The organism is Sphingomonas sp. IC081, from assembly GCF_006874585.1.
Lineage (GTDB): Bacteria > Pseudomonadota > Alphaproteobacteria > Sphingomonadales > Sphingomonadaceae > Novosphingobium.
On sequence record NZ_CP029761.1, the window covers coordinates 3,691,469 to 3,716,642 of the forward strand.

The 25,174-nt window shown below is 66.4% G+C and carries 22 protein-coding genes and 1 tRNA gene; 15 read left to right on the forward strand and 8 right to left on the reverse strand.

Annotated features, from left to right (window positions below; genetic code table 11):
- The first annotated feature begins 124 nt into the window (after positions 1 to 124).
- Complete coding sequence (locus DM450_RS17585) at positions 125 to 2,695, forward strand: toll/interleukin-1 receptor domain-containing protein (protein WP_142636982.1); 2,571 nt, start codon at positions 125 to 127, stop codon at positions 2,693 to 2,695.
- Between the two features lie 172 nt (positions 2,696 to 2,867).
- Here the strand turns inward: DM450_RS17585 and DM450_RS26305 are convergent, their stop codons facing one another.
- Positions 2,868 to 3,905: an SOS response-associated peptidase gene (locus DM450_RS26305; RefSeq protein ID WP_260609975.1), complete on the reverse strand. Its 1,038-nt coding sequence runs from the start codon at positions 3,903 to 3,905 to the stop codon at positions 2,868 to 2,870.
- A gap of 362 nt (positions 3,906 to 4,267) precedes the next feature.
- Here DM450_RS26305 and DM450_RS17595 point away from each other — a divergent pair, with 362 nt between their 5' ends.
- Positions 4,268 to 4,564, forward strand: a complete 297-nt coding sequence (locus DM450_RS17595; protein WP_142636984.1) for a hypothetical protein — start codon at positions 4,268 to 4,270, stop codon at positions 4,562 to 4,564.
- 177 nt (positions 4,565 to 4,741) lie between these two features.
- On the opposite strand, the gene DM450_RS17600 is transcribed toward DM450_RS17595, so the two are convergent.
- The 3 genes from DM450_RS17600 to DM450_RS17610 form a co-directional block, all read right to left on the reverse strand.
- Positions 4,742 to 5,680 (reverse strand): helix-turn-helix domain-containing protein, encoded by a 939-nt coding sequence (locus DM450_RS17600; protein WP_142636986.1) that lies wholly within the window; start codon positions 5,678 to 5,680, stop codon positions 4,742 to 4,744.
- Between the two features lie 22 nt (positions 5,681 to 5,702).
- A complete protein-coding gene (locus tag DM450_RS17605) occupies positions 5,703 to 7,013 on the reverse strand; it encodes a tyrosine-type recombinase/integrase (RefSeq protein ID WP_142636988.1) in 1,311 nt (436 codons plus the stop codon).
- A 149-nt stretch (positions 7,014 to 7,162) separates the two neighbouring features.
- Positions 7,163 to 7,236 (reverse strand) — tRNA-Gln (locus DM450_RS17610).
- 178 nt (positions 7,237 to 7,414) lie between these two features.
- Here DM450_RS17610 and DM450_RS17615 point away from each other — a divergent pair.
- On the forward strand, positions 7,415 to 8,830 hold the full coding sequence (locus DM450_RS17615) for a Ppx/GppA phosphatase family protein (protein ID WP_409529346.1): 1,416 nt from the start codon (positions 7,415 to 7,417) through the stop codon (positions 8,828 to 8,830).
- Positions 8,827 to 9,498, forward strand: coding sequence for an RlmE family RNA methyltransferase (locus DM450_RS17620; protein WP_142636990.1), 672 nt, complete (start codon positions 8,827 to 8,829; stop codon positions 9,496 to 9,498). Before DM450_RS17615 ends, DM450_RS17620 begins: the two co-directional genes overlap by 4 nt.
- 131 nt (positions 9,499 to 9,629) lie before the next feature.
- On the opposite strand, the gene DM450_RS17625 is transcribed toward DM450_RS17620, so the two are convergent.
- Positions 9,630 to 10,259: a c-type cytochrome gene (locus DM450_RS17625; RefSeq protein WP_142636991.1), complete on the reverse strand. Its 630-nt coding sequence runs from the start codon at positions 10,257 to 10,259 to the stop codon at positions 9,630 to 9,632.
- A 121-nt stretch (positions 10,260 to 10,380) separates the two neighbouring features.
- Here DM450_RS17625 and DM450_RS17630 point away from each other — a divergent pair, with 121 nt between their 5' ends.
- From DM450_RS17630 to DM450_RS17680, 11 genes are all read left to right on the forward strand, one after another.
- On the forward strand, positions 10,381 to 11,289 hold the full coding sequence (locus DM450_RS17630; RefSeq protein ID WP_142636992.1) for a prephenate dehydratase: 909 nt from the start codon (positions 10,381 to 10,383) through the stop codon (positions 11,287 to 11,289).
- Between the two features lie 186 nt (positions 11,290 to 11,475).
- Positions 11,476 to 12,129, forward strand: coding sequence for a hypothetical protein (locus DM450_RS17635; protein ID WP_142636993.1), 654 nt, complete (start codon positions 11,476 to 11,478; stop codon positions 12,127 to 12,129).
- Positions 12,126 to 13,454: a DUF4350 domain-containing protein gene (locus DM450_RS17640; RefSeq protein ID WP_142636996.1), complete on the forward strand. Its 1,329-nt coding sequence runs from the start codon at positions 12,126 to 12,128 to the stop codon at positions 13,452 to 13,454. The genes DM450_RS17635 and DM450_RS17640 overlap by 4 nt, the downstream gene beginning before the upstream one ends.
- Complete coding sequence (locus DM450_RS17645; RefSeq protein WP_142636998.1) at positions 13,451 to 14,425, forward strand: MoxR family ATPase; 975 nt, start codon at positions 13,451 to 13,453, stop codon at positions 14,423 to 14,425. The genes DM450_RS17640 and DM450_RS17645 overlap by 4 nt, the downstream gene beginning before the upstream one ends.
- Positions 14,426 to 14,429: 4 nt before the next feature.
- The gene (locus DM450_RS17650) at positions 14,430 to 15,758 is read left to right on the forward strand and encodes a DUF58 domain-containing protein (RefSeq protein ID WP_142637000.1); all 1,329 of its coding nucleotides are present in this window, start codon (positions 14,430 to 14,432) and stop codon (positions 15,756 to 15,758) included.
- On the forward strand, positions 15,755 to 16,825 hold the full coding sequence (locus tag DM450_RS17655; RefSeq protein WP_142637002.1) for a stage II sporulation protein M: 1,071 nt from the start codon (positions 15,755 to 15,757) through the stop codon (positions 16,823 to 16,825). The genes DM450_RS17650 and DM450_RS17655 overlap by 4 nt, the downstream gene beginning before the upstream one ends.
- Entirely contained in the window at positions 16,822 to 17,760 is a 939-nt protein-coding gene (locus DM450_RS17660) for an RDD family protein (RefSeq protein ID WP_142637004.1), read from the forward strand. Before DM450_RS17655 ends, DM450_RS17660 begins: the two co-directional genes overlap by 4 nt.
- Entirely contained in the window at positions 17,757 to 18,224 is a 468-nt protein-coding gene (locus DM450_RS17665) for a GNAT family N-acetyltransferase (RefSeq protein ID WP_142637006.1), read from the forward strand. The genes DM450_RS17660 and DM450_RS17665 overlap by 4 nt, the downstream gene beginning before the upstream one ends.
- Positions 18,224 to 18,745 carry a GNAT family N-acetyltransferase gene (locus DM450_RS17670; protein WP_142637008.1) on the forward strand — a complete coding sequence of 174 codons (522 nt, stop codon included), beginning with the start codon at positions 18,224 to 18,226 and terminating at the stop codon, positions 18,743 to 18,745. The genes DM450_RS17665 and DM450_RS17670 overlap by 1 nt, the downstream gene beginning before the upstream one ends.
- Positions 18,746 to 18,749: 4 nt before the next feature.
- Positions 18,750 to 19,601: a sulfurtransferase gene (locus tag DM450_RS17675; protein ID WP_142637010.1), complete on the forward strand. Its 852-nt coding sequence runs from the start codon at positions 18,750 to 18,752 to the stop codon at positions 19,599 to 19,601.
- Between the two features lie 215 nt (positions 19,602 to 19,816).
- Complete coding sequence (locus tag DM450_RS17680; RefSeq protein WP_142637013.1) at positions 19,817 to 22,705, forward strand: CHAT domain-containing tetratricopeptide repeat protein; 2,889 nt, start codon at positions 19,817 to 19,819, stop codon at positions 22,703 to 22,705.
- Between the two features lie 48 nt (positions 22,706 to 22,753).
- Here DM450_RS17680 and DM450_RS17685 read toward each other — a convergent pair whose 3' ends face one another.
- From DM450_RS17685 to DM450_RS17695, 3 genes are all read right to left on the reverse strand, one after another.
- Positions 22,754 to 23,299, reverse strand: coding sequence for a glutathione peroxidase (locus DM450_RS17685; RefSeq protein WP_142637015.1), 546 nt, complete (start codon positions 23,297 to 23,299; stop codon positions 22,754 to 22,756).
- A gap of 69 nt (positions 23,300 to 23,368) precedes the next feature.
- Positions 23,369 to 24,325, reverse strand: coding sequence for an NAD-dependent epimerase/dehydratase family protein (locus DM450_RS17690; RefSeq protein WP_142637017.1), 957 nt, complete (start codon positions 24,323 to 24,325; stop codon positions 23,369 to 23,371).
- A 4-nt stretch (positions 24,326 to 24,329) separates the two neighbouring features.
- Positions 24,330 to 25,016, reverse strand: a complete 687-nt coding sequence (locus tag DM450_RS17695) for a glutathione S-transferase family protein (protein WP_142637019.1) — start codon at positions 25,014 to 25,016, stop codon at positions 24,330 to 24,332.
- Positions 25,017 to 25,174 lie beyond the last annotated feature (158 nt).

Consider the following 25,174-nt stretch of genomic DNA (forward strand, 5'->3'; position numbering starts at 1 on the left):
GACTGGAGACAAACCCCGAACCGGAGCGCCGATAATCTGACCTAAAAATGCCTCTGTAACGAATGCGAGGCTTCCGTTACGTGTGATCGCTAACTTGATCACACTGAAATGAATTCGAGGGACTATGCTGCCGACCGTATTTCTGTCGCTTTCTGGCATCGACGTAAATTTCGTCGGCAACGTCGAGCGCAACATTCCGCCAGGAATGGCATATTTCTATCCAAAGAGCTTTGAGAACGGCGAGAACCTCATCTCGGCGATGGAAGAACGGGTGGCAGAGAGCCGCATATTCGTACTTTTCGCATCGCGCGCATCAGTCGATTCCGTTTGGGTTCAATTTGAGATCGAGCGCGCGCGTCTCAATAAAATCCAGAACCCGGGGTTCCGATGTTTTGTCTTCCCTGTTGAGCCCGGTGTTGACCGAGCCAAGCTCCCCGCATGGATGCGCGAGGCATGGATTTCGTCGGCCGGCCACACCGCCAAAGATATCGCCCGTTATCTACGTGGTGTGCTGGCGAGCATGGCGGAGCTTAGCGGGACGATCCTACCGCCACTCGGGCGCGGCGGCCTTATCGACAAAGCACGCCGTGAGTATCAGAATGCCACGTTCACTAACAAGGTCGCTCCAGGCCTGTTCCTGTTCGCCGGCCACGCCGGCATTGGCCGCCGAACGGTCAAACGTCTTCTCATTCCGACACTTTTCCCAACACGGCCTGAGATGAACTACGGACCGGAGTTTGAACTTCCGCCCCATGCCGACCTCAGCGACATCTACCGCGCCGTTCGACAGGAGTTGGAAGACCACTTTTCGATTAAAGAATTCGAAAGAGCCTTGGCCGTTTTCAATGATGCGTCGATCGACGAGCAGGTCGACGAAATCCTTCGGTCGATGTGTCACTTCGCTGACCTTGGTCAGACGGTGACGATAGCCATTGGCCTCAGCCTGTACGAGGATCGCGGCGAACTTAAGCCTTGGGCCGCTGCGCTGTTGAGTGCTGCCGCGCGGTTTGACCAACTCAAGCTATGTCTGATCTCTGCGCGCCAGCTGAAATTCAAAGACCTGCGACCGCTGAAGAATGTCCAACAGGTGGACGTCGAACAGCTCGAGGCGCCCGACGTTCGGACTCTAATCTTGGAGACAATACCGGTTTTCGGAGGAGCACCTGCTCTGCCAAACGACACGGTGATCCAGTCAATCGGAGGGCATCCAACCGTAGCGCGTACCGTCGCCCGCCTCATTGCCCATGGTGGCCCGGTGGTCGTCGACAGCGACCCAAAGCAAATCCATGATATTCAGGAAGAGATCCTAGCAGAAAGCCTCAGCTTTGATCGCCTGACGCCGGTCGAGCGTGACATTCTCTCGATTCTGAGCTGGGTTCCTCAGCTTAATGGACGAATGATGGCCGACATCATCCAAGACCATCACGGCATCAAGCAAGAGGAAATGGTTGAAACGATCGAGTTTTTGATTGCCGGCTGCCTCATGCAGATCAGCGGTTCCAACTACCTTATCTCCGCGCCGATCCGAGGGATGTTTCGCCGGAAGCATGGTTACGGAAGCATCGAACTTCGCACCGTCTTCGCGCGCTTCCTGAAGGCTGAATGGGCCGCCGCCGTCGAAAATGACGAACTGAGAGCCGAATTGTTCGACGCTTTTGTCTACATGACCGCACTGGAGGGAGGCACACTCCCCAAGGAATTCAAGGGCCTTCTCTTGCCCTCGACCCTGCAAGACCTCGTTCGTGACGCCTATGATCGACGTCATATCGACGATCACGCTCTTGATCGAGTCGTGGCATGGGGAATGCCCGCTATCGACATGAAAATGGACGAGAATACCCGAGAGGAGATTCTGTCTTACCTGCTGCGCGCGCTGGTCCGGCTTGGCTCTCCCGATGCCAACCGAGTGCTCGGTTTCATTAAGGACAGTGGTTTCCGATCAGCTGCCTATCTTGAGGCGTTTCAAATTCGCTTATCTAGTGGCGATTTGAATGACGCTGTTTTGCGGCTTCGCGAAGCACGCAAGATCGGCAAATATATGAACAGCGTGATCGCCGATCTCGCCATTTGCCTCAAACTCCTCGGGCGGTGGACCGATTTAGATACGCTTCTGCAAGAGGAGGTCCGCAGGGTTGATCGTAATCCTGTTCTTCTGGACATCAAAATTGGAATTCTCGTTGCCGCAGGCGAATTTCCAGAGGCCGAGCGTGAAATTGGACGGCTTCGTGCGATGCCGTTCGATGACGGGCGAGCGGACTCGCGCGAGGCGACTATCCTGATGAACCGTGATCGTGATTTCGAAGGCGCATATAAACTGCTGACTGCTGTGCTGAACCGTCAAACACGCGGAGCGCTGGGGGTTCGCCGGCTTCGTGCTTTGGCTGCGGCCCGCGGTAAGCGCTACGAGGAGGCGCGGCGGGACGCGACCCATTTGCGTCCTAGGCAGGGCGGCGAAGACGCCTATCAGCGTATCGAAGCCGAAATCATGCTCACGCAGAAGGACTATGATGGTGCAGAGGCTGCACGGCGAAAGGTCCGTTCTGAAACGGTGCAGGATCGCTTGCTCGGCGCTCGCATTCTCGAGGCCAAGGGGCTCGATATCCAGACTCCCTTCGACCAACGTCAATCGCTTCTCAATGAAGCGGCTACGATTCGGCAGGCGAATCGATCCGTCGACGAGTATGATTTCGATTGACGCTTTTGGCTCTGAGATGGCGGGTTGTGGTGATGGCAGTCGTTCTAGCGCGGGCTTTGAAACGTCTTGAGTTGGTTGGCAGCTGACGTGACGCCGCGTAAGCGTTGCACCCCCCGCTCCAACCCGACAGTCGCCTACCGGCCCCGACCCGTCATCCATAATCCCTGGCACCTCAGTATTCGCTCTCTGAGACAGGCGGCGGCAAAATCGTTCCGCCAGATTTCCAGAGCACCCCAGTCGCTTGAACACGCATGCGATCTGCCGGAAGGGGGCGGTCGAAGCGGAACAGTTCGTCCAATGGGGCGTGCAGCCACGTGTCCCACTCTGCCTCATCGAGAATGACGGGGGAGCGGTCATGGATCGCGGCGAGTTCCGGCGCGTTTTCGGTCATGACGCCCGTGTAGCACGTGCCCCACTCGTCGCTGTCTCGCCACAGGCCGGCCCAGGCGAATGCCGGGCTGTCCTTCACCGACAGCCATGTCGTTGTCATCGACCCGGCCGGGCCAACCGCCTCGGCGTATGCCGCTGCGGGAATGAGGCAGCGCTGCGCGGGAAAAAGCGCCCACTGTTTCCAGAAGCCGTTCAGCTTGTCGAACCGGGCATTGTTGACCGGCTTGGGCTTCAGCGGTTGTCCGGCCTTGCCGCGCAGGTAGACCGGGAAGCCCCATGTCATCTGCTCGAGCACGCGCTCGCCGTCGACCAGGCGCACCACCCAGCCCGGCTCGCGCGGGTGAACAATCGCGGGCCCCTCGTTGAACTCGCGCAACTGGCGCGCGCCGAAGAGGCTCTTGATGAGTTGGCGGTCGCCCGGTGTGTATCGGTTGCACATGCAGGGAAGCTGCTGCGTTCCGCAGTCTGATTCAAGATCAGGCGCATACCGCCGTGCCAGGCGCCCCATCTGCACCGGATCGAGCGGCTCCACGCCCAGGCGATAGGCCCACGCGGCCACGGCACTGGCGAGGCTGGTGGTGTGGACATAGGTCGCGCCGCTGTCGAATTGGTGGAACGTGGACTGATAGGCGAGGTCTTCCCAAAACGATGCCGCCTGCCACCGCTCCGCAACGCCGCGCTGGACCAGCAGTTCCAGCGCGAGGCGGTGCCCCCATGTCCGCTCTACGTCGCCGCCGTGTGCGCGTGCCGCCGCATCTTCAAGGACATGGAGCGCAAGGCGCGAGAGGCGGTCGATTCGCATGATGAGGGAATAGAACATAGCACGAACATGCGGCAAGGGTGCCTGCGGCCGCCGCCCCATGGTGGTCGAGAGGCCCGCCCCACGCGCGCGGCGCGCCCTGCCTCTCGGTTGAAACATTATTACGTCTAGGCGCAACGGATCGGCCTTACGCTGACCCCGCGCGCCGCACTTGCCCCCACGCCTCGCCTGCTCGCTCTCTGGGCGGATTTTTCGCATGGTCGGGGGCGGTTCTGCACCCCTGAAAGGGCGGTTTTGGCCGGTGTCTGGCCGGGCAGGGCGCTTCGTGCATCATTTTGCGCCTTTTTGCACGAGCCATCCTGTTACGCGCCGTTTCAGTATGCCATTCACGGTGCACCATTTTCGGCGGGCGTGAGGGATAAATGGACAAGGCATTTGAAAGCGAAATTCTTGAGATTGCGGCACGTTACCGCGCGCAGGCGGCGGAATTTCCTACTTTGTATCCGCCGCGCGCGGACGATTTGGGCCAGCATATCCGTATCCGGCGGGAAGTGCCGCTTGAGTGGATCGCGATGGCTGAAATCTTGGAAAAGGCCCGCCCTTTGCCAGAGCCTGCAGCTTTGAGGCGCGTGCTTGCGTCATTCGATTATGGGGTCGGTGAGATCGCGGAAGACCTTTGTCGTCGTTACGACGAGCTTTCCGATTTCTTGACCGACTAAGCCGCAAAAACTCGCTGCCGCGCTTGGCACGCCCTTTGCTCTTGCCCCCCCTGGACACCCCGGGGCGGCGCAGCCGCCCCCGCGCGCCTTCTCCGTTGGCGCTCCGCTGATTGCGGGAATTACCTTCTAGGCATGGGGGCAATGCAAACTTGACGCCTAAGGGCGCCCCAAGCGCACTTAGTCCTTTCTATCTGGTTCTGTAGGTGGGGAATGAAGCGGCATTTCCATACTTTCAGAGGCAAATGAAAGGATGCCGAGGCGGGCGTTGTAGGCCGCCTGTGCGGCTGCATCGCCGGGATGACGGATCGCGGCCCACTGGTCGGTCGGAATGTCGCCCATGAGGTCCGTCTCCGCGCGCACGAAGGCGGCTTCCCCGACCTTGGCGTCGCGTTCCTTCCCGCGCCGCAGGAAGTCGGCCGCGCCGGTCAGGGTCTTGCCCAGGCGGTCTGCCAGACGCTGCACGCGGTTGGGCACCTTGCCCGATCCGGAGCGCTCCGGGTGCGATGCGAGCGTCACCCCGCGCCGCTTCAGGATTTGCCGCATCGTCATCTGAATCGGGCTTGGGAGGCGCGTGATCTCGAAAAAGTACGCGTTGGGCGCGGCCTTGGTCGGCTGCTTTTTGTTGTCTGTCGGCTCGCACCGGCGCACCCAATCGATCAACCCAAGGTCGCGCAGGATGTTGAGGTGGCGATATACGGTGTCGCGGCCGCATTCGGCCGCACCGGCGATCATCTCATACGTTGCGATGCATTCGCCCGTTTTGAAATTGGTGAAGCCAAGCACGGCATCAAGCGTGTTGAGGACGTTCCACTTCAGAACCCGCCGCCTTTGGGGGGCAGCGCCCGGAGTGGCGGGGGCCTTCGACGAGGCTGCCCGATCTGCGGCAAAAGCGATGCGCGCGTCTTCGTTGGCGTGCTTGAACCACTTTTTCGCCACCTCGACGATCGTGGCTAGCACGATTTTTCCCTGCCGCGCGCTGCCGTCACCAAGGATGCGGCCGACCTGTGCGCGCGAATCGTTGACGTCAAAGGTCCGGCGCCAGAAGCGGACGCGGGCTTCCGAGGTCGGGATGCTGGCGGCACCGGCCAGCAGATTGCCAAACGAGACCGCGTTCATCACGCGGCCTCCGCTTGGGTGGTCAGCCTGCCGCTGTGGCGCGATCCTTGGCTCGCCACGGCCGGTGCGCCGGCAGCAGCAAGTGCGGCTCGGCCGCGCCCTGCATCAGCAGGTCGGCCCAGATCTGCGCCAGCTTCCGCCGCCGGGGCAGGTACATGGCGCGGTTGTAGATAGGTTCGACGCCCTGCTGCGCGTGCGCGAGCATCAGATCGATGATCGCGCGGTCGCGTTCCTGATCCTCCATCGCCGCGCGTTCGTTCATGATGGTCGAGAAGGTCGAGCGCCAACCATGGGGCACGTGTACCCCCCGATACCCCGCGAGCCGGTACACCTTGCTCAAGGTGCTGTCGCTGATCGGCTTCGTCCAGGCGCCGGGGCCGGGGAAGAGCCAGCTTGGCCCGTCCCGCGACTGGCAAGCCAGGCTTTCCGAGATCGCCGCCTTCGCGACGTCCGCCGCTTGCCGGGACAACGGAATGACGAATTCCCACGTGATGTCGCGCTTCTGCGACCGCGTGAGCTTCATTTTCTCGGCCGGGATGCGCCAGACCGGGTTCGCACCGTCCAGCCCCTCGAATTCCTGCCGCTCGGCCAGGCGAACGACGCCCGGCCGCGCTGCCGTCAGCGCCAGCAGGCGCGAGGCCAGCACCGTTGACCAGTGCGACCCGGGCAAGTCCTCGACGTCCTTCAGGAGCTGCCGCGCGAATTCGACCTTGAGCGCGGCAGGGCGCAGCTTCGGGTCGGTGGGCAAAAGCGCCTTCTGGATGATCGCGGCCGGATCGGTCTCGGCCAGGCCCGAGGCAATCGCCCAGACGAACACTTCCGAGACGTGGTTGCGCACGCGGTGTGCCACGTCGTGCGAGCCGCGCTTCTCGATCCTGCGCACCATGTCCAGAACGACCGGTGGCGTGATGCCGCGTATCGGCTGCTTCCCGATCACCGGGAACACGTGCAGTTCCAAACGGCCGAGGATCGCTGCCGCGTACCGCGCGTTCAGCGTCTTGGCCTTGGCCTCGTGCCAGGCACGCGCGATTCGCTCGAAATTGTCGAAAGCATCGGCCAGCGCCTGAATCTTGCGGGCTTGCTTCTCGGCCGAGGGATCGATCCCGTCGCGAAGCTGTGCCTGCGCCTTGTCGCGGGCGATCCGCGCGGCGCTGAGCGTCACTTCTGGGTAGGCCCCGATCGAGAGCGTCTTCTCTTTCCCGGCGAATCGATATTTGAGCCGCCAGAGCTTGGAGCCCGACTTGCGCACGAGCAGATACAGCCCTCTGTCGTCGGTCAGCTTGCGGTCTTTCTCGCCCGGAATCGCCTTCCGGCAGGCAGTGTCGGTTAGCAAGGGTGAATACCCCCGATACCCCCAACTGTACCCCCACGGGGCCTGCGCTTGGCTGAGACGAGTAGAGATTGCATAAGCCGTATGTCGCAGAAAAAGCGGCGGAAACGCAAGGCGTTCGCGCTTGATGGAGACCGGCTGAGATAGGGAAGTGGATGCCCCGCGAGGATTCGAACCTCGATAGACGGAATCAGAATCCGTAGTCTTACCATTAGACGACGGGGCATCGGGAGGCGCCCCTCTAGTAGCGGTCGTGATTCGGGTCAACACCCTTTTTTACCGCCCTTGCTCCTTTCTCGTCTGGGCGTTAGCATCGGCGCAGGTATCCGCCACGCATGGCGGCAGATTTTTTGAAGAGATTTTGAAATATGGCGGAGCACGATCCGCCGGCAGCAAGAGTCGACGTGCCAGGCCGCCCAAGCAGGCGGCGCAAGGCGAGGAGGGGCAAATCGCGCCCGTCCGGCCCGGGCACGGCCAAGGCGAAGGGGCAGGCAAAGGATGCCGGCGCCGTCGCGGCAGGCGGAGCGCCGCGCGAAGAATCAGCAAACCGGGCGTCGGCACCGCCGCGCCGGGCGAAGTCGCGTACGGCCCGCAAATCGGGCAAGTCGCGCAAACCCGGCAAGAAGGCCGAAGGTGCGCAGGCGCGCTCGGCCGAAGCGCGCTCCCCTGAGGTCGCCGCGCCGGCTGCCGCCGAATCGCGTATTCTCGAAGTGCGCGGGCTCGAAGTACGGGGCACCGGTGGTCTGCCGCTGATCCGCGATTCGCTGCTGGCTCATCCCGCCGGGCGTCCGTCCGGGCGGCAGTCCTATGCCGCGATCGACCTTGGCACCAACAATTGCCGCCTGCTGATCGCCCGTCCTTCGGGCGAGAACTTCACGGTGATCGATGCCTTCAGCCGCGTCGTCCGGCTGGGCGAGGGGCTGGCGCAGTCCGGGCGTCTTTCCGATGCGGCGATGGAGCGCACGCTCGGCGCGCTGCGCGTCTGCGCGGACAAGCTGATGCGGCGCAACGTCTACCTCGCCCGCTCGGTGGCGACCGAGGCCTGCCGCCGCGCGGTCAACGGGCCCGAGTTCATCGAGCGCGTGCGCGCGGAAACCGGGATCGCGCTCGACATCATCAGCGCCCGCGAGGAAGCGCGGCTGGCGGTGCTGGGCTGCCATGTCCTGCTCGAATCGGGGCTGGGCCCGGCGATGATCTTCGACATCGGCGGCGGTTCCACCGAACTCGTGCTGATCGAGAGCACCGGCACCGTGCCGCGCATCCTCGACTGGCAGTCGGTGCCCTGGGGCGTGGTCTCGCTCACCGAAAGCTGCCCGCCCGAAGGCTCGACGCTGGAAGAGCGGCTGGCGCGCTATCGCCACATGCACGGCATCGTCGCGGACAGCTTCGCCGCATTTTCCAAGCGCGTTTCCGGGGCCCGCGAAAGCGCCGCGCAGACCGGGCCGCTGCGCCTGCTGGGGACCAGCGGCACGGTGACGACGCTGGCCAGCCTTCATCTCGAACTGCCGCAGTACGACCGCCGCATGGTGGACGGCCTGATCGTGCCCGCCGAATCGATGCGCGGGATCAGCGCCAGGCTGTCCTCGATGTCGATCGAGGAGCGCCGCGAACTCAACTGCATCGGGCGGGAGAGAGCCGATCTCGTGGTGGCCGGATGTGCTATCCTCGAGGCGATTCTCGATCTCTGGCCGGCCGCCCGCCTCGGCGTTGCCGACCGCGGCATTCGCGAAGGCATCCTGCGCAGCCTCATCGCTTCGCATTCATCGAACAAGACCATGCTCGCCACCGCGGGCGCACAAGCATTGGAGGCCCGGCCGTGAGCCGATCCGGACGCGATCCCAAGGAGCGGCTTCGTACCGCCAAGAAGCGCACGACCAGTTCGGCGCGCTGGCTGACCCGCCAGCTCAACGACCCTTACGTGAAGAAGGCCAAGGCCGACGGCTATCGCAGCCGCGCCGCCTACAAGCTGGTCGAGCTCGACGAGAAGTTCGACCTGTTCAAGGGTGTCGAGCGCGCGGTCGATCTCGGCATCGCGCCGGGCGGCTGGAGCCAGGTGCTGCGCCTCAAACGCCCGCAGGCGAAGATCGTGGGTATCGACCTGCTGCCCACCGACCCGATCGAGGGGGTGACGATCTTCGAGATGGACTTCATGGCCGACGAGGCGCCCGCCGCGCTGGAAGGCGCGCTCGACGGGCCGCCCGACCTCGTGCTGTCGGACATGGCGGCGAACACCGTGGGCCACAAGCAGACCGACCACTTGCGCACGATGGGCCTGGTCGAGACTGCCGCCGACTTCGCGATCCAGACCCTGGCGCCGGGCGGTACTTTTGTGGCCAAGGTCTTTGCGGGCGGCACCGATACCGAACTGCTGAACCTGCTCAAGCGCCGCTTTTCGAGCGTCAAGCATGCCAAGCCGCCGGCGAGCCGCAAGGATTCGTCCGAGTGGTACGTGATCGCCAAGGGCTTCAAGGGGCGCGAGGAGGCGTAAACGCCGCTATCGTCCTGCCCGTATATTCGCGGGCCGGGTGCCTGGCCGCCCCCGAATGACGAAAACGGCCCGACAGGCGACTCGGTGAAGCCTGCGGACCGTTTTCTGCCGGCCGGAGCCGGATCTGGGAATTACTGCGCGGCGGCCGAGGCTTCGCCGGCCGGTGCTGCCGAGGCATCGCCCGCAGGCGCATCGGCGGCGGGTGCGGCGGCGGGTGCGGCAGCGGGCGCAGCGGCGGTCGGCAGCGGCAGGTTGGAGCCCTGGGCGTTGAGATAGGCGATCACGTTGGCGCGGTCTTCCGGCTTGGGAAGCCCCGCGAACGTCATCTTGGTGCCGGGCGCCATTGCCTTGGGGCTCTTGAGCCACTGGTTCAGCTTGTCGAAGTCCCACTTGCCGCCCACACCCTTGAGCGCGTCGGAGAAGGCGAAGCCGCCCACGCCCTTGCCCACGTCCTCGCCGACGACGCCGTAGAGGTTGGGGCCGATGCCGTTGGCGCCGCCCTGGTTGACCGTGTGGCACGACTGGCACTTGGCGAACGTGGCCTGGCCCTTGGCGACGTCGGCGCTGGCGAGCAGCGTGGCGATCGGCGGCTCGGCGCCGCCCTCGGCGGTCTGTTCCACGCCTTCGATCGCATAGCCCATCGTCGCCGGACGGTCATGCTTGTCGGCGCGAAAATACATGCCACTGGCAATCGAAAGACCGAGACCTACGACCCCGGCGAACAGAGTCCACCCGGCAATTGTATTGAAACGATCGTCCATGTCCTGTCTGCCCCGGGTATTGTTATGATGATCCTCTTGGCTTCGAGGTCGTAATGTTGCCCGCAAGTTAGCGCAAGAGCCATTGCGGTCGCGCGCAATGCCGCCTAATCGCGCGGACGCTATGAACTCCTATCCCAAACCCGCACTCGAACTCGTTTCGCGCATGGCTGACGCGGCCGCGGCAGATCCCGCCCGGGCGATGGCGTTCCAGGGCGCGCCCGGATGCAATTCGCATCGCGCCGCGCTGGAATACGATTCCAATGCCCTGCCGCTGCCGTGCTTCTCGTTCGAGGACGCGCTCGACGCGGTGAAGGAAGGGCGCGCCGAGCGGGCGATCATCCCGATCGAGAACTCGCAGCACGGGCGCGTGGCCGACATCCACTTCCTGCTGCCCGAAAGCGGGCTGTCGATCGTGGGCGAGCATTTCATGGCGATCCACCATGCGCTGATGGCGCTGCCCCATGCCGATGGCAGCACCGGTCCGTTCTCGGCCGCCTACAGCCATCCGCAGGGCCTCGGCCAGTCGCGCCATTACTTGCGCGAGCGGGGCATCGTGCCGATGGCCTATGCCGATACCGCCGGCGCCGCGGCGCTGGTGCGCGAACTGGGCGATACCGGCGCCTGCGCCATCGCCCCCAAGCTGGCGGCCGAACTCTACGACCTCAGGGTCGTCGAGGAAAACGTCGAGGACGCGGCGAACAACACCACGCGCTTCGTGGTGCTGGCGCGCGAGCCGCTCGATCCCTTCGCGCTCAAGGGCGAGAAGGCGATGACGACCTTCATCTTCGAGGTGAAGAACATTGCCGCCGCGCTCTACAAGGCGCTGGGCGGGTTCGCGACCAACGGCGTCAACATGACCAAGCTGGAAAGCTACCAGATTGGCGCCAGTTTCGCGGCGACGACGTTCTATGCCGACATCGAGGGCGCGCCGGGCGATCCGCGCGTGGATTCGGCGCTGCAGGAACTGGCCTTCCACTGCAAGTACGTGCGCCCGCTCGGCACGTATCGCCAGGCGCGCGCGCGGGGCTGAACCAAATTGAACGGGGCCGGTCCCGGACTGGCCCTGAGATTTCGCCTGCGACGCCGCCGGACAGGTCGCGGGCGTCCGGGCGAAATCATGAAAAGCGCTGTTCGGACAACTTGTTAAGCGACACTGGCTTGCCTGCCGGTCCACCCCGTGCCAATCATCGGCGCGGTGGTAGCAGATAGGGCTTGAGTGGCGGGGCAAGCAGCAGCAGCGGCGGCAGCAAAGGCGGGTGAGGACTGGGCGGAGGTGCGCGGCGCGTCCGACATCCAGTACGCGCCCTTGCCGCATGTCCGGGTGCCGCCGGCGCAGACGCCCGAATGGCTGCGCGCACTCGGCCGCTGGCTCGAATGGCTGCTGGCCCCGGTCGGGCGGGCGCTGGGCATGTCCTGGCCGATCTTCCAGTATGTGCTGATCGCGCTTGCCGCGGTGCTGGCGCTGTTTGTGCTCTGGCGGGTGCTGGGGCCGATGCTGCTGGATCGCCGGCCGAAGGACGCGGATGAGGGCGTGGCGGCATGGGTGCCCGACCGGGCCGAGGCCGCCGCCCTCCTCGAGGATGCCGACCGGCTGGCCGCCGAAGGCCGGTTCGCCGAGGCGACCCATCTCCTCCTGCGCCGCAGCGTGCAGCAGATCCGCGCCAGCCGTCCGGACTGGATCCACCCGGCCAGCACCGCGCGCGAGATCTCGGTGCTGGCGGCGCTGCCCGAGGCCGGTCGCCATGCCTTTGCCACGATCGCCGAGCGGGTGGAGCGCAGCCGCTTTGCCCTGCGCGATCTGGGCGCGCCGGACTGGGTGGCCGCGCGCGAGGCCTATGCCGCCTTTGCGCAAGTGCGGCTGGCGGCATGAACGGCAACGACCTGCATCCCGAAACCGTCGAAGTCGGCGCCAATCCCTTCTCGCGCCGGGCGGTGCTGGCGCTCGTCCTGCTGGGCACCGCGCTGTTCATGGCGCTGCTGTGGATGATCGGCACCGGTATCGGGTTCAGCGAGACCAATGACGGTGAGGCCCATGCCGAGGGGCGCGGGCTCAACGGCTATGCGGCGATGGCGCAGTACCTCGAACTGCGCGGCCACCCCGTCCACAAGACCCGCAATGTCGGCGCGCTCGACAAGCCGGGGCTGCTGGTGCTGACGCCGCCCGCCACGACCGACGGCAAGGAGATCGACAAGATCGTCGCCAAGCGCCGCTATATCGGCCCGACCCTGGTGCTTTCGCCCAAGTGGCTGGCCTTCCCCGTCACGTCCCGGCAGCAGGAGAAGGGCGCGCGCAAGGGCTGGGTCAATCTCGACGAGCTCACCACGCTAGATTGGCCGGGGTTCCTCGATGACGTCTCCGTCGGCCGGGGCCAGGCCAGGGGGGCGCACGGGGCGCTGACCTGGCACGGGCTGGGGGGCGCCGGCGCCTTGCCCAGCCGTAAGGCGGTGCAATGGGGCAAGGGCGAAAACCTCGTGCCGCTGGTGCAGGACGAGCAGGGCCGTATCCTCGCCGGGTTCATCGCCGATGGCGGCGACTATCCCGAACTCGCCCGGGCGGCGAGGGTGACGCTGGAAACCAGCGAGGACGTGGATGGCATCTACCCGATCGTTGTGGTGTTCGAGCCCGATCTCGTCGACAACTGGGGCATGGCGGACCGCCGCTCGGCGCAGCTGATCGATGCGCTGGTCGCCGCCAGCGAGGTCGGCCCCAGCCAGGACGTCACTTTCGATCTTACGCTGAACGGCTTCGGACGGGCGCAGAACCTGCTGACGCTGGCCTTCACGCCGCCGTTCCTGGCGGCCACGCTGTCCCTCCTGCTGGCCGCGCTGGTGCTCGGCTGGCGCGCGTTCCTGCGCTTCGGTCCCCCGGCGGTTTCCGGGCGGGCGATCGCCTTCGGCAAGCGCGCGCTGGTGGCCAATGCGGCAGGTCTGGTGCGCCGCACCGGGCGGCTTCACCTGATTTCCCGGCCTTATGCCGATCACGCGCGCGACCGGCTGGTGCGCGCGCTCGGCCTGCCGCGCACGCTCGACGGCGCCGATGCCGATGCCGCCATCGACCGCGCCCTTGCCGCGCGTGATCCCGGCGCCGAACCCTTTTCACGGATCGCCGCGCGCCTGAGGCTGGCGCGGCGTTCGCAGGAACTCGTCAAGGCTGCGCGCGATCTCCACGCGCTCGAAAGGAAGCTTACCCGATGACCGACGCCCAGACCCTCGACCTCGCGCAAGTCGCCGCGCTGGCCGCGGACATCCGCGAGCAGATCGCCAAGGCGGTGGTCGGCCAGCACGCGGCGGTGGAGCACATGCTGATCGCGCTGATGGCGCGCGGCCATGTCCTGCTCGAAGGCCCTCCGGGAACCGCCAAGACGTTTCTCGCGCAGTCGTTCGCGGCGGCGATCGGGCTCGATTTCGGGCGGATCCAGTTCACTCCGGACCTGATGCCGGGCGACATCCTGGGGTCGAACCTGTTCAATTTCCAGACCAGCCAGTTCACCCTGACCCACGGCCCGATCTTCTGCGACCTGCTGCTGGCGGACGAGATCAACCGCACCCCGCCCAAGACCCAGGCGGCGCTGCTCGAAGCGATGCAGGAGCGGCGGGTGACGCTCGACGGCACCGTCCATCCGCTGCCCGACCAGTTCATGGTGGTGGCAACGCAGAACCCGATCGAGAGCCAGGGCGTCTATCCGCTGCCCGAAGCCCAGCTCGACCGTTTCCTGTTCAAGCTCGACATCGCCTATCCCAGCCTCGAGGAGGAACTGCGCATCGTCACCCGCTTCGGCGAGAACCGCGGCGCGCCGAGCCCGGCGGACTGCGGCATCCTTGCGGTGGCCAGCCCCGCGCTGCTGGAGGCGGCGACCCGCGCGGTCTCGGCCGTGACGCTGGCGGAAAGCGTGACCGACTATATCGTGCGGCTGGTCCGCGCCACCCGCGAGAGCCCCGATCTTGCCGGCGGCGCCTCGCCGCGCGCGGCGGTGCTGCTGGCAGGGGCAGCCCGCGCGCGCGCCGCGCTCGACGGGCGTGACTACGTGGTGCCCGACGATGTGAAGGCGCTGGCGCCCAGCGTGCTGCGCCACCGCCTGCTGCTGAGCCCGGCGGCCGAGATCGAGGGCAAGCAGGTGGAAGCGCTGGTCGCCCACCTCGTGGAGCAGACCGAGGCGCCGCGCTGACGCGATGAGCCTGCGTTTCGCCCCCCTGGTTCCCACTGCCCGCGCGGCGGCGCTGCTGGCGATCGCCGCGCCGGTCGCGCTGGTGATCGGCGCGGCGCGGCCGGAGGCGTGGATCGCGGCGCCTCTGGTCGGTCTTGCGGTCTTTGTGCTGGTGTTCTGTGACGCCTTGCTCGCCGGGCGGCTGGAGCGGTTCCGGGTCACCGTGCCGGGCGATGTCGAAGTGGGCGCCGAGGCGGTCATCGCGGTCGAAGCGGCGCTGCGCGGCGGGCGGGCATCGCGCATCGAGGTTGCGCTGGGCTGCGATCCGCGTCTGGCAGAAGGGGGGCGCGGGCAGTTTCCGCTCCGCCGTGATGGCGAGGAATGGCGCGGAAATCTGCCGTTTCGGCCCTCGCGCCGCGGCACCGGCAAAGTCAGCCGCACCTGGCTGCGCTGGACCGGGCCGCTGGGGCTCGGCGCGCGGCAACTGGCGGGCGATCTCGATGAGGAGGTGCGGGTCTGGCCCAATGTCGCGGCGGTGCGTTCGCCGGCATTGCAGGTCTTTCTCAAGGACGCGCAGTTCGGCGTCCTCGCCCGCCGGATTCGCGGCGAGGGCACGCAGTTCGAATCGCTCGCCGAATACGAACCGGGCATGGATCGCCGCCGGATCGACTGGAAGTCCTCGGCCCGCCACGTCCATCTCTACGCCAAGGAATACGAGGTCGAACGCAACAACCAGATCGTCTTCGCCTTCGACTGCGGGCAGTCGATGTGCGAGCCGGTCGACGGCGTGCCGCGGCTCGACCGGGCGGTCTCGGCCGCACTGGCGACGGGCTATGTCGCGCTCAAGGGCGGCGACCGCGTGGCCCTGTTCGGATTTGCCGCGCATCCGGAAGTCTCGACGCCGTTCATCGCCGCCTCGCGCGATTTCCACCGCCTGCAGCGGGCTGCCGCGGGGCTCGAATACCGCTCGGAAGAACCGAACTTCACGCTTGCGCTGGCGACACTCGCGGCGCGGCTGCAGCGCCGCTCGCTGATCGTGGTCTTTTCCGAATTTGCCGATCCTACCAGCGCGCAGCTGATGATCGAATCGATCGGCCGCCTGGTCTCGCGCCATCTGGTGCTGTTCGTGGCGATCGCCGACGAGGAACTGGAAGGCATCTCGTCGGCGGCACCCGATGACATGGAGGCGCTGTCGATGGCGGTTTCCGCGGATCTGCTGCTGCGCCAGCGGGCGCTGGTCCTGCGCGAACTGCGGCAGATGGGCGTTGAAGTGATCGAGGCACCCTATGCGGCGATCGGCACGCGGCTGATCGATGCCTATCTGGCGATCAAGCGTTCGGGAGCAATCGGATGAGCGCGATGTCGACAGGGACGGATATGGCCGCAGGGCAGGCCAGCGCCATCGCCAGCGTGGCCTTGCGCTCCGACCGGTTCCGGCTCGAGCGCGAGGGCGACTGGCAGCGGCTCGAGGCCATCGTCACGCGTATGGAAAAGGGGCGGCTGCGCAGCCTTTCCGACGAGGACCTGCTGGCCTTGCCGGGGCTCTACCGCACGGTGGCCTCCAGCCTCTCGATCGCCCGCGAAACCTCGCTCGACGCGGCCACGCTGGCCTATCTCGAGGCGCTGGTGCAGCGGGCCTGGTTCGTGGTCTACGGCCCGCGTTCCTCGCTGTGGGACTGGCTGCGCGGCTTCCTGGGCGGCGGCTGGAGCGCGGCGGTGCGGGCCATGTGGGTGGACGTGCTGGTGGCGCTGGCGGTCATGGTCGCAGGGACGCTGGTCGGCTGGTTGCTCGTCGCCCACGATACCGAGTGGTATTCGGCGCTGGTCTCGCCCGAAATGGCGGGATCGCGCGTCCCCGGCGCCACGCGCGAGGCGCTGCACGCCACGCTGTTCGGCCAATCCGGCCGTTCGGGCATGAGCGTGTTTGCCGCCAGCCTGTTCAGCAACAATGCCCAGGTCTGCATCCTCTCCTTCGCGCTCGGTTTTGCACTGGGCGTGCCGACACTCCTGCTGCTGGTGCAGAACACCGCGCTGCTCGGGGCGATGCTGTGGCTCTACAGCGGCAAGGGGCTGCTGCTCGACTTCACCGGCTGGCTGGCGATCCACGGCACCACCGAACTCTTCGCGATCCTGCTGGCGGGGGCCGCGGGGCTGCATATTGGCCGTTCCATGGCATTTCCCGGACGGCGCTCGGTGCTGGCTGCGGCTTCCGAGGCTGGACGCCGCGCGGCGACGGTGATGACCGGGGTGGTGCTGATGCTGATCCTGGCCGCACTGCTGGAAGGTTTTGCCCGCCAGCTGGTCGATCAGACGTTTGGACGGCTGGCGATCGGCGGCTTCATGCTGGCGCTATGGTGCGCCTACTTCTTCGCCTTTCGCGGCAATCACCCGCGCATTGGCAAACGGGGGCGCAAGGCATGAGCGCGATGCCCAACCGCCATCGCCGCTCCTCGCGCGATCGCCTGCTGGTCACCCCGGAAGGCATCTCGGTGCCGGTCACCGTCGCCAGCCGGGGCGCCCGCTTCGGCGCCGTCGCGATCGACTTCATCGTCATGATCGTGCTCATGGTGGCAACCACCTGGGCGCTGATCTACATTGCCGGCGGGGTCACCACGTTCGATCGCAGGCTGGAGGAAAATTCCGCCGCCGGCCACGCCCTGCAGTTCCTCATGATCGTGTGGCTCATCGCGATCTTCCTGTTCCGAAACGCCTATTTCCTGTTCTTCGAACTCGGTCCGCGCGGTGCCACGCCCGGCAAGCGACTGGCCGGGATTCGCATTGCCGCGCGCGACGGTGGCCGGTTGACCGCAGAGATGGTGATTGCGCGCAATCTGCTGCGCGATGTCGAACTGTTCCTGCCGGTCGTCTTTATCCTCCAGGCGGGCGCGGACAGCGGCATCGGCTGGCTGACGGCCTGCGGCTGGTTCGCGATCTTCCTGCTGTTTCCCCTGTTCAACCGCGACAACTTGCGCGCCGGTGACGTGATCGCGGGATCCTGGGTGCTGGAGCGGCCCCGCCGGAAGCTGGAAGCGGCGCTGTCGCTGGAGGTGGAGCCCCGGAGCGAGGACGAGGACTTTGGCACCGCCCCGGCGCGCGAGTATCGCTTCACCGAGGCGGAGCTGGCGGTCTATGGCGAATACGAGCTTCAGGCGCTGGAACGGGTGCTGCGCGAGAACCGTCTGCAGGCGCTGGAAAGCGTCTATCAGACGATTGCCCACAAGATCGACCGCAACGATGGCTGGAACGACGAACGCGCGTTTCTCGAGGCCTATTACACCCAGTTGCGTGCGCGGCTCGAAGCGGGCATGCGCATGGGCCGCCGCAAGGCCGACAAGTTTGCAGGGGATGCCCGTTGACGCTCGCGCTCACCATTGTCGAGGATGACCTCGCGGCCCCTGCCGTGCTTGAACTGCTCCAGTTCCATCTGGACGAGATGCACCAGTGGTCGCCGCCCGAAAGCGTGCACGCCATGCCGGCCGAGCGCCTGCGCCAGAGCGACGTGACGTTCTTTTCGGCCTGGGACGGTGAAACCCTCGCCGGCTGCGGGGCGATCAAGCACCTCGGCGAAGGGCACGGGGAACTGAAGTCGATGCGGGCGGCACCGGCCTATCGCGGCAAGGGGGTGGGCAAGGCGATCCTGCTGCGCCTGCTCGAGGAAGCGCGCGCGCGCGGTTATGTTCGCGTCAGCCTGGAAACCGGCAGGCCCGAGCCGTTCCATCCCGCGCACGGCCTCTACCGCGCCCACGGCTTTGCCGAATGCCCGCCGTTCGGCGACTATGTTTCCGACGATTTCTCGATCTGCATGACGAAAGACCTGTGATGAACCTGCGCCCCGCCGTTCCCGCCGATGCCGCTGCCCTGGCCGACCTTGGCCGCCGCAGTTTTGTCGTCAAGTTCGGGCACATGTACCGGGCGGAGGATCTCGCCAATTTCCTCGCCGAATCGCACAGCGAGGCCAAGATCGGCAAGGAGATCGCCGATCCGGAGATGCGGGTGATGCTGGCCGAGGCGGACGGCAGGTTGCTGGGTTTCTGCAAGCTGGTGATGACTTGCGGTTGGCACGAACATGCGCGCGGCGGGCAGGTGATCGAACTCAAGCAGCTTTACACCGATCCCGATGCGACCGGACAGGGCATCGGCGCCCGGCTGATGGACTGGGCGCTGGAGGTGGCAGGCCGCCACGAGGCCGACGAAGTGCAGCTCTCGGTCTGGAGCGGCAATGAGGGGGCGCAGAAATTCTATGCGCGCTATGGTTTCGCCAAGGTCGCCGACATCCACTTCATGGTAGGCGAGCAGCGCGACGAGGAATTCCTGTTCGCGCGGATGATGCAAGGATCCTGAAGCGATGGCCTATCGGACGCTGATCTCGGTTGCCGAACTGCATGCGCTACTGGCGGCGGGCGAGGAGGTGCTGATCCTCGATTGCGAATTCGAACTGGGGGCGCCGGACAAGGGGCGGGAGGCCTATCTTGGCGGGCACCTGCCGGGTGCGCGTTATGCCCACCTCGATGATGATCTGGCGGCGCCTTCGGATGGCACGAATGGCCGTCATCCCTTGCCTTCGCCGGTGGCCTTTGCCGCCTGGCTGCGCCGGCAGGGACTGAAGCAGGGGCAGCAGGTGGTGGCCTGCGATTCCAGCGGCGGAGCCTGGGCGGCACGGGCCTGGTGGCTGCTCAACTGGGTCGGGCATGACGTGGTCGCCGTGCTTGATGGCGGCAAGCAGGCCTGGGCGCAGGCAGGACTTCCTGCCGAGACGGGGCCGGCCGGTCCGGTACGGCCGGGCGATTTCGCGGCGCAGCCGCCTCTGGTCGCCGCGCCGGTGAGCGCGGCCGAGGTCCTGGCCAATATCGAGGGCGCCGCCGCGCAAGTGCTAGATGCCCGGGATCCTTTGCGGTTCCGGGGCGATCCCAACCCGATCGATCCCGTCGCCGGGCATATCCCGGGCGCACGCAACCGCTTTTTCCGCGACAATCTCGGGCCGGACGGGCGTTTCCGTCCGGCCGCCGAACTGGCCGAGGCGTTTTTGCGACTGCTCGACGGCAAGCCTGCGGTGCTGTCCTGCGGATCCGGCGTCACCGCCTGCCACAATGCCCTCGCCATGGCCCATGCCGGGCTTTCGGGGGCGCGGCTCTATCCCGGATCGTGGAGCGAGTGGATCGCCGATCCTGCTCGCCCGGTGGAGACCGGCGCCTGCTGACTTTTCCAATTTGCCTTGCAAGCGGCTGAAATATCAACTGCTTGCGTTCTTGCTTCGGGCGGACAAAACTGCCTTCAGGCGAAGCGAGTGCCATCGCCGGTGGCGACCCTGTAAGATGGGGTTCGGCGGCGGCGTGAGGGGCGATTATGGTGCGGTTGCGGACAGGCGTTCTGGCGCCGTTACTCGGAGCGATACTGGCATTCCACGGAACACCGGTGCGGGCGCGCACTGCGGTCGACGCGGATCTGCAGGCGCTGGCCGCGCTCGATACCTCGGGTGACCCGGCCTCCGCGCTCGCCCGCATCGATGCGGGGCTTGAACGGGCCCGCAAGGAGGCGCGGCGGGACCGCACGGCGGAACTGCTGGCCGAGGCCAACCGGGGCGAAGCGCTGTTCTGGCTGTCCCGCTACCGGGAGGCGCTGGCCAGCTTCGAGCATGTCGACCAGGGACTGGCTGCGCTTGGCGGGCCGATGACGCCGCGTTGGGCGGAAGTGGTCAACAATATCGGCTCGGTCCATTCCAGCCTTGGCGAACTCGACGAGGCGGCACGTTACAAGCAGCGTGCGCTGGACCTCAGCGCCCGGCTGACGGGCACCGCGAGCAGCGAATATGCCGCCGCGCTTTATGGCGCGGCGCTGGTCGATTACCGCCGGGGCAGGGTGCTCGAGGCGGTGCCGCGGATCGAGCAGGCCATCGCCATTGCCGGCCCGGCCGCGCAGCGCACCGGTCACAACGTCGAATTGCCGACGGTTGCCGGGATCACCCTCGCCTCCATCGAGATGCAGGCGGGCGATTCCGCATCGGCCGTCGCGGCGGCGCGCGGTGCGGCGCTGTGGGCCGAAGCCCATCTCGGCAGCGAGCATCGGCTGACCCTCGCCGCGCTCAACCAGCTTGGCGCCGCGCTCAATGACGGCGGCCTCTACGGGCAGGCGACCCCGATCCTGCGCCGCACGCTGGACTTGCGCGTGAAGTTACTGCCGCGCGATCATCCTGACATCGCCTATTCTCTCAACGCCTTGGCGTTTGCGCTGGAGCATGGCGGCTATCCGGACGAGGCGCTGCCTTTCTACGAACGTTCGGCCGCGATGTTCGAGGCGCTTCCACGCGAATCGCAGCCGATGTCGGGTGCCAATACCTTTGGGCAGATCGGCCGCATCGCCGCGCGTAATGGCGAGACCGAGCGGGCTCTGGCGCTGTTTCGCAAGGCGCTGGCCCTCGCGCGGCGTAACGCATCGTCGCCGGACGACCTCGAGGTGCTCTGGGCCGAAGTGAACCTGGCGACGGCGCTTGGCGGCCGCGGCGAACTGGGGGCGGCGCAGGTGCTGCTTGACCATGCGGTTGCAGGTTATGCGCTGCGGGCGCAGCCGAGCAACCCGGACCGGGTGACGGCATCGGTCCGGCGCGCGGCACTGCTGGGCCCGCAGGGCGCGCCGCACCAGGCGCTGGACGAGGTGCGCCGGGCGGTGGCGCCGCTGCGCGATCACCTTCTGGACCGGGCCAATCCCCAGGCTGAGGTCTCGCGCCTGCGCCTGGATGTGGCCGCTGTCTTTGTCGAGGAAGCGCGTGTGGCACTGGCGGCAGGCGACAGCGGGACCGCTTTCGATGCCTTGCAGATGGCGACCATGGGTGACTTGCAGGCCTCGATGCTCTCGCTCGGTGCCCTCGGTGCGGATGCGGCAGGCGGTCAAGTCGGCCAGGCACTCGGCGATTACCGTGCGGCCAAGGCGCGTCTGCGCGAAGTGGCCCGTAACCGCGACAGGGCGATTGGCCTCGGCGAAAGCGCGGGGCTTTCGGCCTTGCAGCGGGAGGTCGAGGCCGCACAGGAGGACGTTCGCCGCCGCGATGGACGGCTGGCGGCGCTGGTTCCCGGTTATGCGGCGCTGACCGGATTCGCGCCGACCAGCCTTGCCGATGCACGCGCTGGACTGCGCCGCGACGAGGGCATGGTGCTTTACGGACAGGACACGCAAGGGCTGGTGGTGATGGCCGTCACCGGCCGCGGGGTGACACAGGCCAGCGTGCCGGTCGTCCCGCGTCATCTGCTGGACCTGCAGCGCAAGATACGCGCCTCGATCGACGATGGCATGCTGGCTGGTGGCCTGGCGCCGTTCGACCGGAAATCGGCCCATGCGCTCTATTCGCTGTTGTTCCCGCCACCGGTGGAGCGTGCGCTGAAGGGCGTTCGCAAGGTGCGGGTGCTGGCGGCGGGGACGCTCGCGGCCTTGCCGTTCGACGCCCTGGTGACCGCGCCGCCACGCGGGGACGACAACGATCCTGAAGCGCTGCGACGTACCGCCTGGTTCGTGCGTCGCCATGCCGTCTCGATGATCGTCAGTATGGCACCTCCCGTTCGGCGATCGGCGCGGCCACCGCGCGGCGAGGATGCCGCGACCGGGTTCGCGGGGATCGGCGCCTTGCGTTCGGGCGCCTGGAAGGCGGCGTTGGCGGGGCAGGCGGCGAAGGGAATAACCGCCGAGGCGAATCCGCGGCTGGTGCAACTGGCCGCGCTCCCCGACCTTCCCGGCGCGCAGGGTGAGTTGACGGCGATGGCTCGGCGCTTTGGCCGCGACAGCCTCCTGCTGACCGGTGACGCGGCGAGCGAGGCCGCGGTGAAGGCCGCGCCGCTGGACCGGATGCGGGTCTTGGCCTTTGCGACGCATGGTCTGGTCGGCGGGGCGCAGCGCAATCTCGTCGAACCTGCACTGGTGCTGGCACCGCCGGGCCCTGGCGATACGGGTGATGACGGCCTGCTGACGGCCTCGGAAATCGCGCGTCTGCGGCTGGATGCGGATTGGGTGATCCTATCCGCCTGCGATACCAGCGCGGGTGAGAGCGAAAATGCGCCGACCTATTCGGGATTGGCGCGGGCTTTCATAGCGGCCGGAGCGCGCGCAATGCTGCTGTCACACTGGCCGGTGCGCGATGAAGTGGCCGGGCGTATAACGCTGTATACGGTAAAGGCGGCGGGCGGCGGAGCGGTTCGTCGCGGTTCCGGGCGGGCGGAGGCCTTGCGCCGCGCCGAGCTCAGGATCATTGCCGATCGCACGCTGGCCGGTTCAGCCCATCCCGCCATCTGGGCGCCCTTCGTGCTGGTGGGCGATTGAGGGGCTGTCGCGCTGCCGTGCCGGTGGTGCGAAAACCCCTCCGCAGCGTCATTTCGCCAGTTCGGCCTCGATCGCACCGACCAGCAGCGGATCCTGCGGGGCGGTGCCCGGCGCGAACCGGCCAACGACCGCGCCGTCGCGCGCGATGAGGAACTTTTCGAAGTTCCACAGCACCTCGGGATCGTCATTGGGCGTCATGCCGTACCCCTTGAAGCGTTCTTTCATGCCCTCGACGTCGCCCTGCTTGGTGGGGATCGCTTCGGTCAGCGCGGCGTAGAGCGGCTGCTTGGCTTCGCCAGTGACGTCCGCCTTGGTGAAGAGCGGGAACGAGACTCCGTAGTTGAGCTGGCAGAACTCGACGATCTCCTCGTCGCTGCCGGGTTCCTGGGCGCCGAAGTCGTTGGCCGGGAAGCCCAGCACTTCGAAACCCCTGGCCTTGTAGTCTTCGTAGAGCTTTTCGAGGCCTTCGTACTGCGGCGTTAGCCCGCACTTGGAGGCGACGTTGACCACCAGCAGCACTTTGCCTGCGTGGTTGGCGAGCGTGTCGGCGCTGCCGTCGATGCGGGTGAGGGGAATGGCGGCGATATCGGTCATCGGGAGCAGTCTCCTTGTGAATCGGGGCGGAGACTGCCCCTGCTTGCCGGTGCGGGCAAGGCGGCGCGATCAGATGGTTTGTCCCAGAACGGGTGAACTCCATTCGGGATCATGGGCATAGGGCAGCGGATCGCCCTGGCGAAGGGCGGCGAGAACGGCCGCGAAGTCGCTCCGGGCGCGCCAGCCCAGCAAGCGCTCGGCCTTGGCCGGATCGTAGACGCGCTCGATCCGCTCGGGAAGCACCCAGCCTTGCCGGGTGTAGAGTTCGTTCGCGTCGGGGAAATGGCGCAGGATCACACTGCGGGCATCGCGGGCCAGTTCCGCTGCATCCTCGCGCGTGAAGGGCGGCGGGGCGGAGAGCACGAACGTCTCGCAGCCCTCGATCCGTTCCAGCGCGGCGAGATGGGCAAGCGCGGCGTCTTCCACGGTCAGGCGGCGATGGAGCAGTTCGTTGGCCTTGAGATTGGGGCCGGACGGCACCGCAAGGCTATCGTCGTCCTCCGGGAAGAACCGGCCGGTGCGCAGGATCGCCGCCGCCATGCCGCTGCCCTGCGAGACAACGCGGCAGAGGTTTTCGGCGGCGAGCTTGGTGGCGCCATAGATGTTGCGCGGCTCCAGCGGGCCGAATGCCTCGTCCATCCACCACGCCCCCTTGTCGCCTGCCCCGGCCCGCACATCGGCGCGCACCATCAGCGAAGTGGTGGAGGTGAACAGAAACCGTGCGTGGCCCTCCAGCGCCGCGGCTTCCAGCAGGTTGAGCGTGCCGGTGACGTTGGTGTCGATGAAGGCCTGTCGCGGGAAACGGACGATGTCGGGCTTGTGCAGCGCCCCTGCGTGGATGACCGCCTCGATGCCATAATGGGCGACCGTCTGGAACACGAGGCTGCGGTTCGCCACCGAGCCGAGTACGCGGGTATGCGCGCCGGGCGCGACATCGAGCCCGGTCACGTCATGCCCGCGCGAGGCCAGCAGCGGAGCGAGATGGCGGCCGAGCCAGCCCGAGGAGCCGGTCAGCAGCACCCGCATCGGGTCAGTCCTGCGAGCGGTAGTCGGCGATCACGTCGCCGCACTCGGCGAGTTCCGCCTCGTGGCCTTCCTCGCGCCAGGTTTCGGCCAACGCTTCGGTTTCCCACTGCTTCATGGCCGGGTGGTCCAGGACGGTGTCGACCCAGACCTGACAGGTGCCGACGTCGAGACCATACGTGCGGATGCGGAAGGCGACCGGGGCAAAGAAGGCGTCGATCGCGGTGAACTTTTCGCCCGCCAGCCAGGGACCGCCGAAACGGGAGAGGCCTTCGCTGAAGATCTCCCTCAGACGGGCAACGTCGCGTACCAGCGCAGGCCGCATGGCCCTCGGTCGTACGCGCGTGCCGACGTTCATCGTGCAGTCGTTGCGCAAGGCGGAGAAGCCGCCATGCATTTCGGCGACCGCGCATTGTGCAAAGGCACGGGCGGCTTCGTCGCTGGGCCACACGCCGGGGTGACGGTCGGCCAGATAGAGCGTGATGCCCAGCGAATCCCACACCGTCCGCTCTCCGTCGATCAGGGCAGGGACTTGGCCGGTGGGGGAAAAGCTGCGGAACGCGTCGTAATTGGCAGGCGCCGTGAAGGGCTCGATCCGATCGGCAAAATCGATGCCGAGCGCCTTCATCAGCATCCAGGGCCTGAGCGACCAGCTGGAGTAGTTCCGATTGGCGGTGATCAAAGTGTAGGCCATCCGGAACTCTCCTTTGTTTGAAAATCCGCCGCAGGCGGATTTTGCTGCACCGGCCCACTCCCCACCCGACCTCCCATCAGGATACACTCGTGGGAGGTCGGCCCCCTCAGCGAAAAGGTCCCCCGGACCTTTTCGTGTTCTTCGGGACGGGAGTGGGC

What these genes read in the sequence shown, in the direction of transcription:
- DM450_RS17585 (WP_142636982.1), top strand. Translation starts at nt 125, where the DNA reads ATGCTGCCGACCGTATTTCTGTCGCTTTCTGGCATCGACGTAAATTTC.
- DM450_RS26305 (WP_260609975.1), bottom strand. Translation starts at nt 3,905, where the DNA reads ATGTTCTATTCCCTCATCATGCGAATCGACCGCCTCTCGCGCCTTGCG.
- DM450_RS17595 (WP_142636984.1), top strand. Translation starts at nt 4,268, where the DNA reads ATGGACAAGGCATTTGAAAGCGAAATTCTTGAGATTGCGGCACGTTAC.
- DM450_RS17600 (WP_142636986.1), bottom strand. Translation starts at nt 5,680, where the DNA reads ATGAACGCGGTCTCGTTTGGCAATCTGCTGGCCGGTGCCGCCAGCATC.
- DM450_RS17625 (WP_142636991.1), bottom strand. Translation starts at nt 10,259, where the DNA reads ATGGACGATCGTTTCAATACAATTGCCGGGTGGACTCTGTTCGCCGGG.
- DM450_RS17630 (WP_142636992.1), top strand. Translation starts at nt 10,381, where the DNA reads ATGAACTCCTATCCCAAACCCGCACTCGAACTCGTTTCGCGCATGGCT.
- DM450_RS17640 (WP_142636996.1), top strand. Translation starts at nt 12,126, where the DNA reads ATGAACGGCAACGACCTGCATCCCGAAACCGTCGAAGTCGGCGCCAAT.
- DM450_RS17645 (WP_142636998.1), top strand. Translation starts at nt 13,451, where the DNA reads ATGACCGACGCCCAGACCCTCGACCTCGCGCAAGTCGCCGCGCTGGCC.
- DM450_RS17650 (WP_142637000.1), top strand. Translation starts at nt 14,430, where the DNA reads ATGAGCCTGCGTTTCGCCCCCCTGGTTCCCACTGCCCGCGCGGCGGCG.
- DM450_RS17655 (WP_142637002.1), top strand. Translation starts at nt 15,755, where the DNA reads ATGAGCGCGATGTCGACAGGGACGGATATGGCCGCAGGGCAGGCCAGC.
- DM450_RS17660 (WP_142637004.1), top strand. Translation starts at nt 16,822, where the DNA reads ATGAGCGCGATGCCCAACCGCCATCGCCGCTCCTCGCGCGATCGCCTG.
- DM450_RS17670 (WP_142637008.1), top strand. Translation starts at nt 18,224, where the DNA reads ATGAACCTGCGCCCCGCCGTTCCCGCCGATGCCGCTGCCCTGGCCGAC.
- DM450_RS17675 (WP_142637010.1), top strand. Translation starts at nt 18,750, where the DNA reads ATGGCCTATCGGACGCTGATCTCGGTTGCCGAACTGCATGCGCTACTG.
- DM450_RS17685 (WP_142637015.1), bottom strand. Translation starts at nt 23,299, where the DNA reads ATGACCGATATCGCCGCCATTCCCCTCACCCGCATCGACGGCAGCGCC.
- DM450_RS17690 (WP_142637017.1), bottom strand. Translation starts at nt 24,325, where the DNA reads ATGCGGGTGCTGCTGACCGGCTCCTCGGGCTGGCTCGGCCGCCATCTC.
- DM450_RS17695 (WP_142637019.1), bottom strand. Translation starts at nt 25,016, where the DNA reads ATGGCCTACACTTTGATCACCGCCAATCGGAACTACTCCAGCTGGTCG.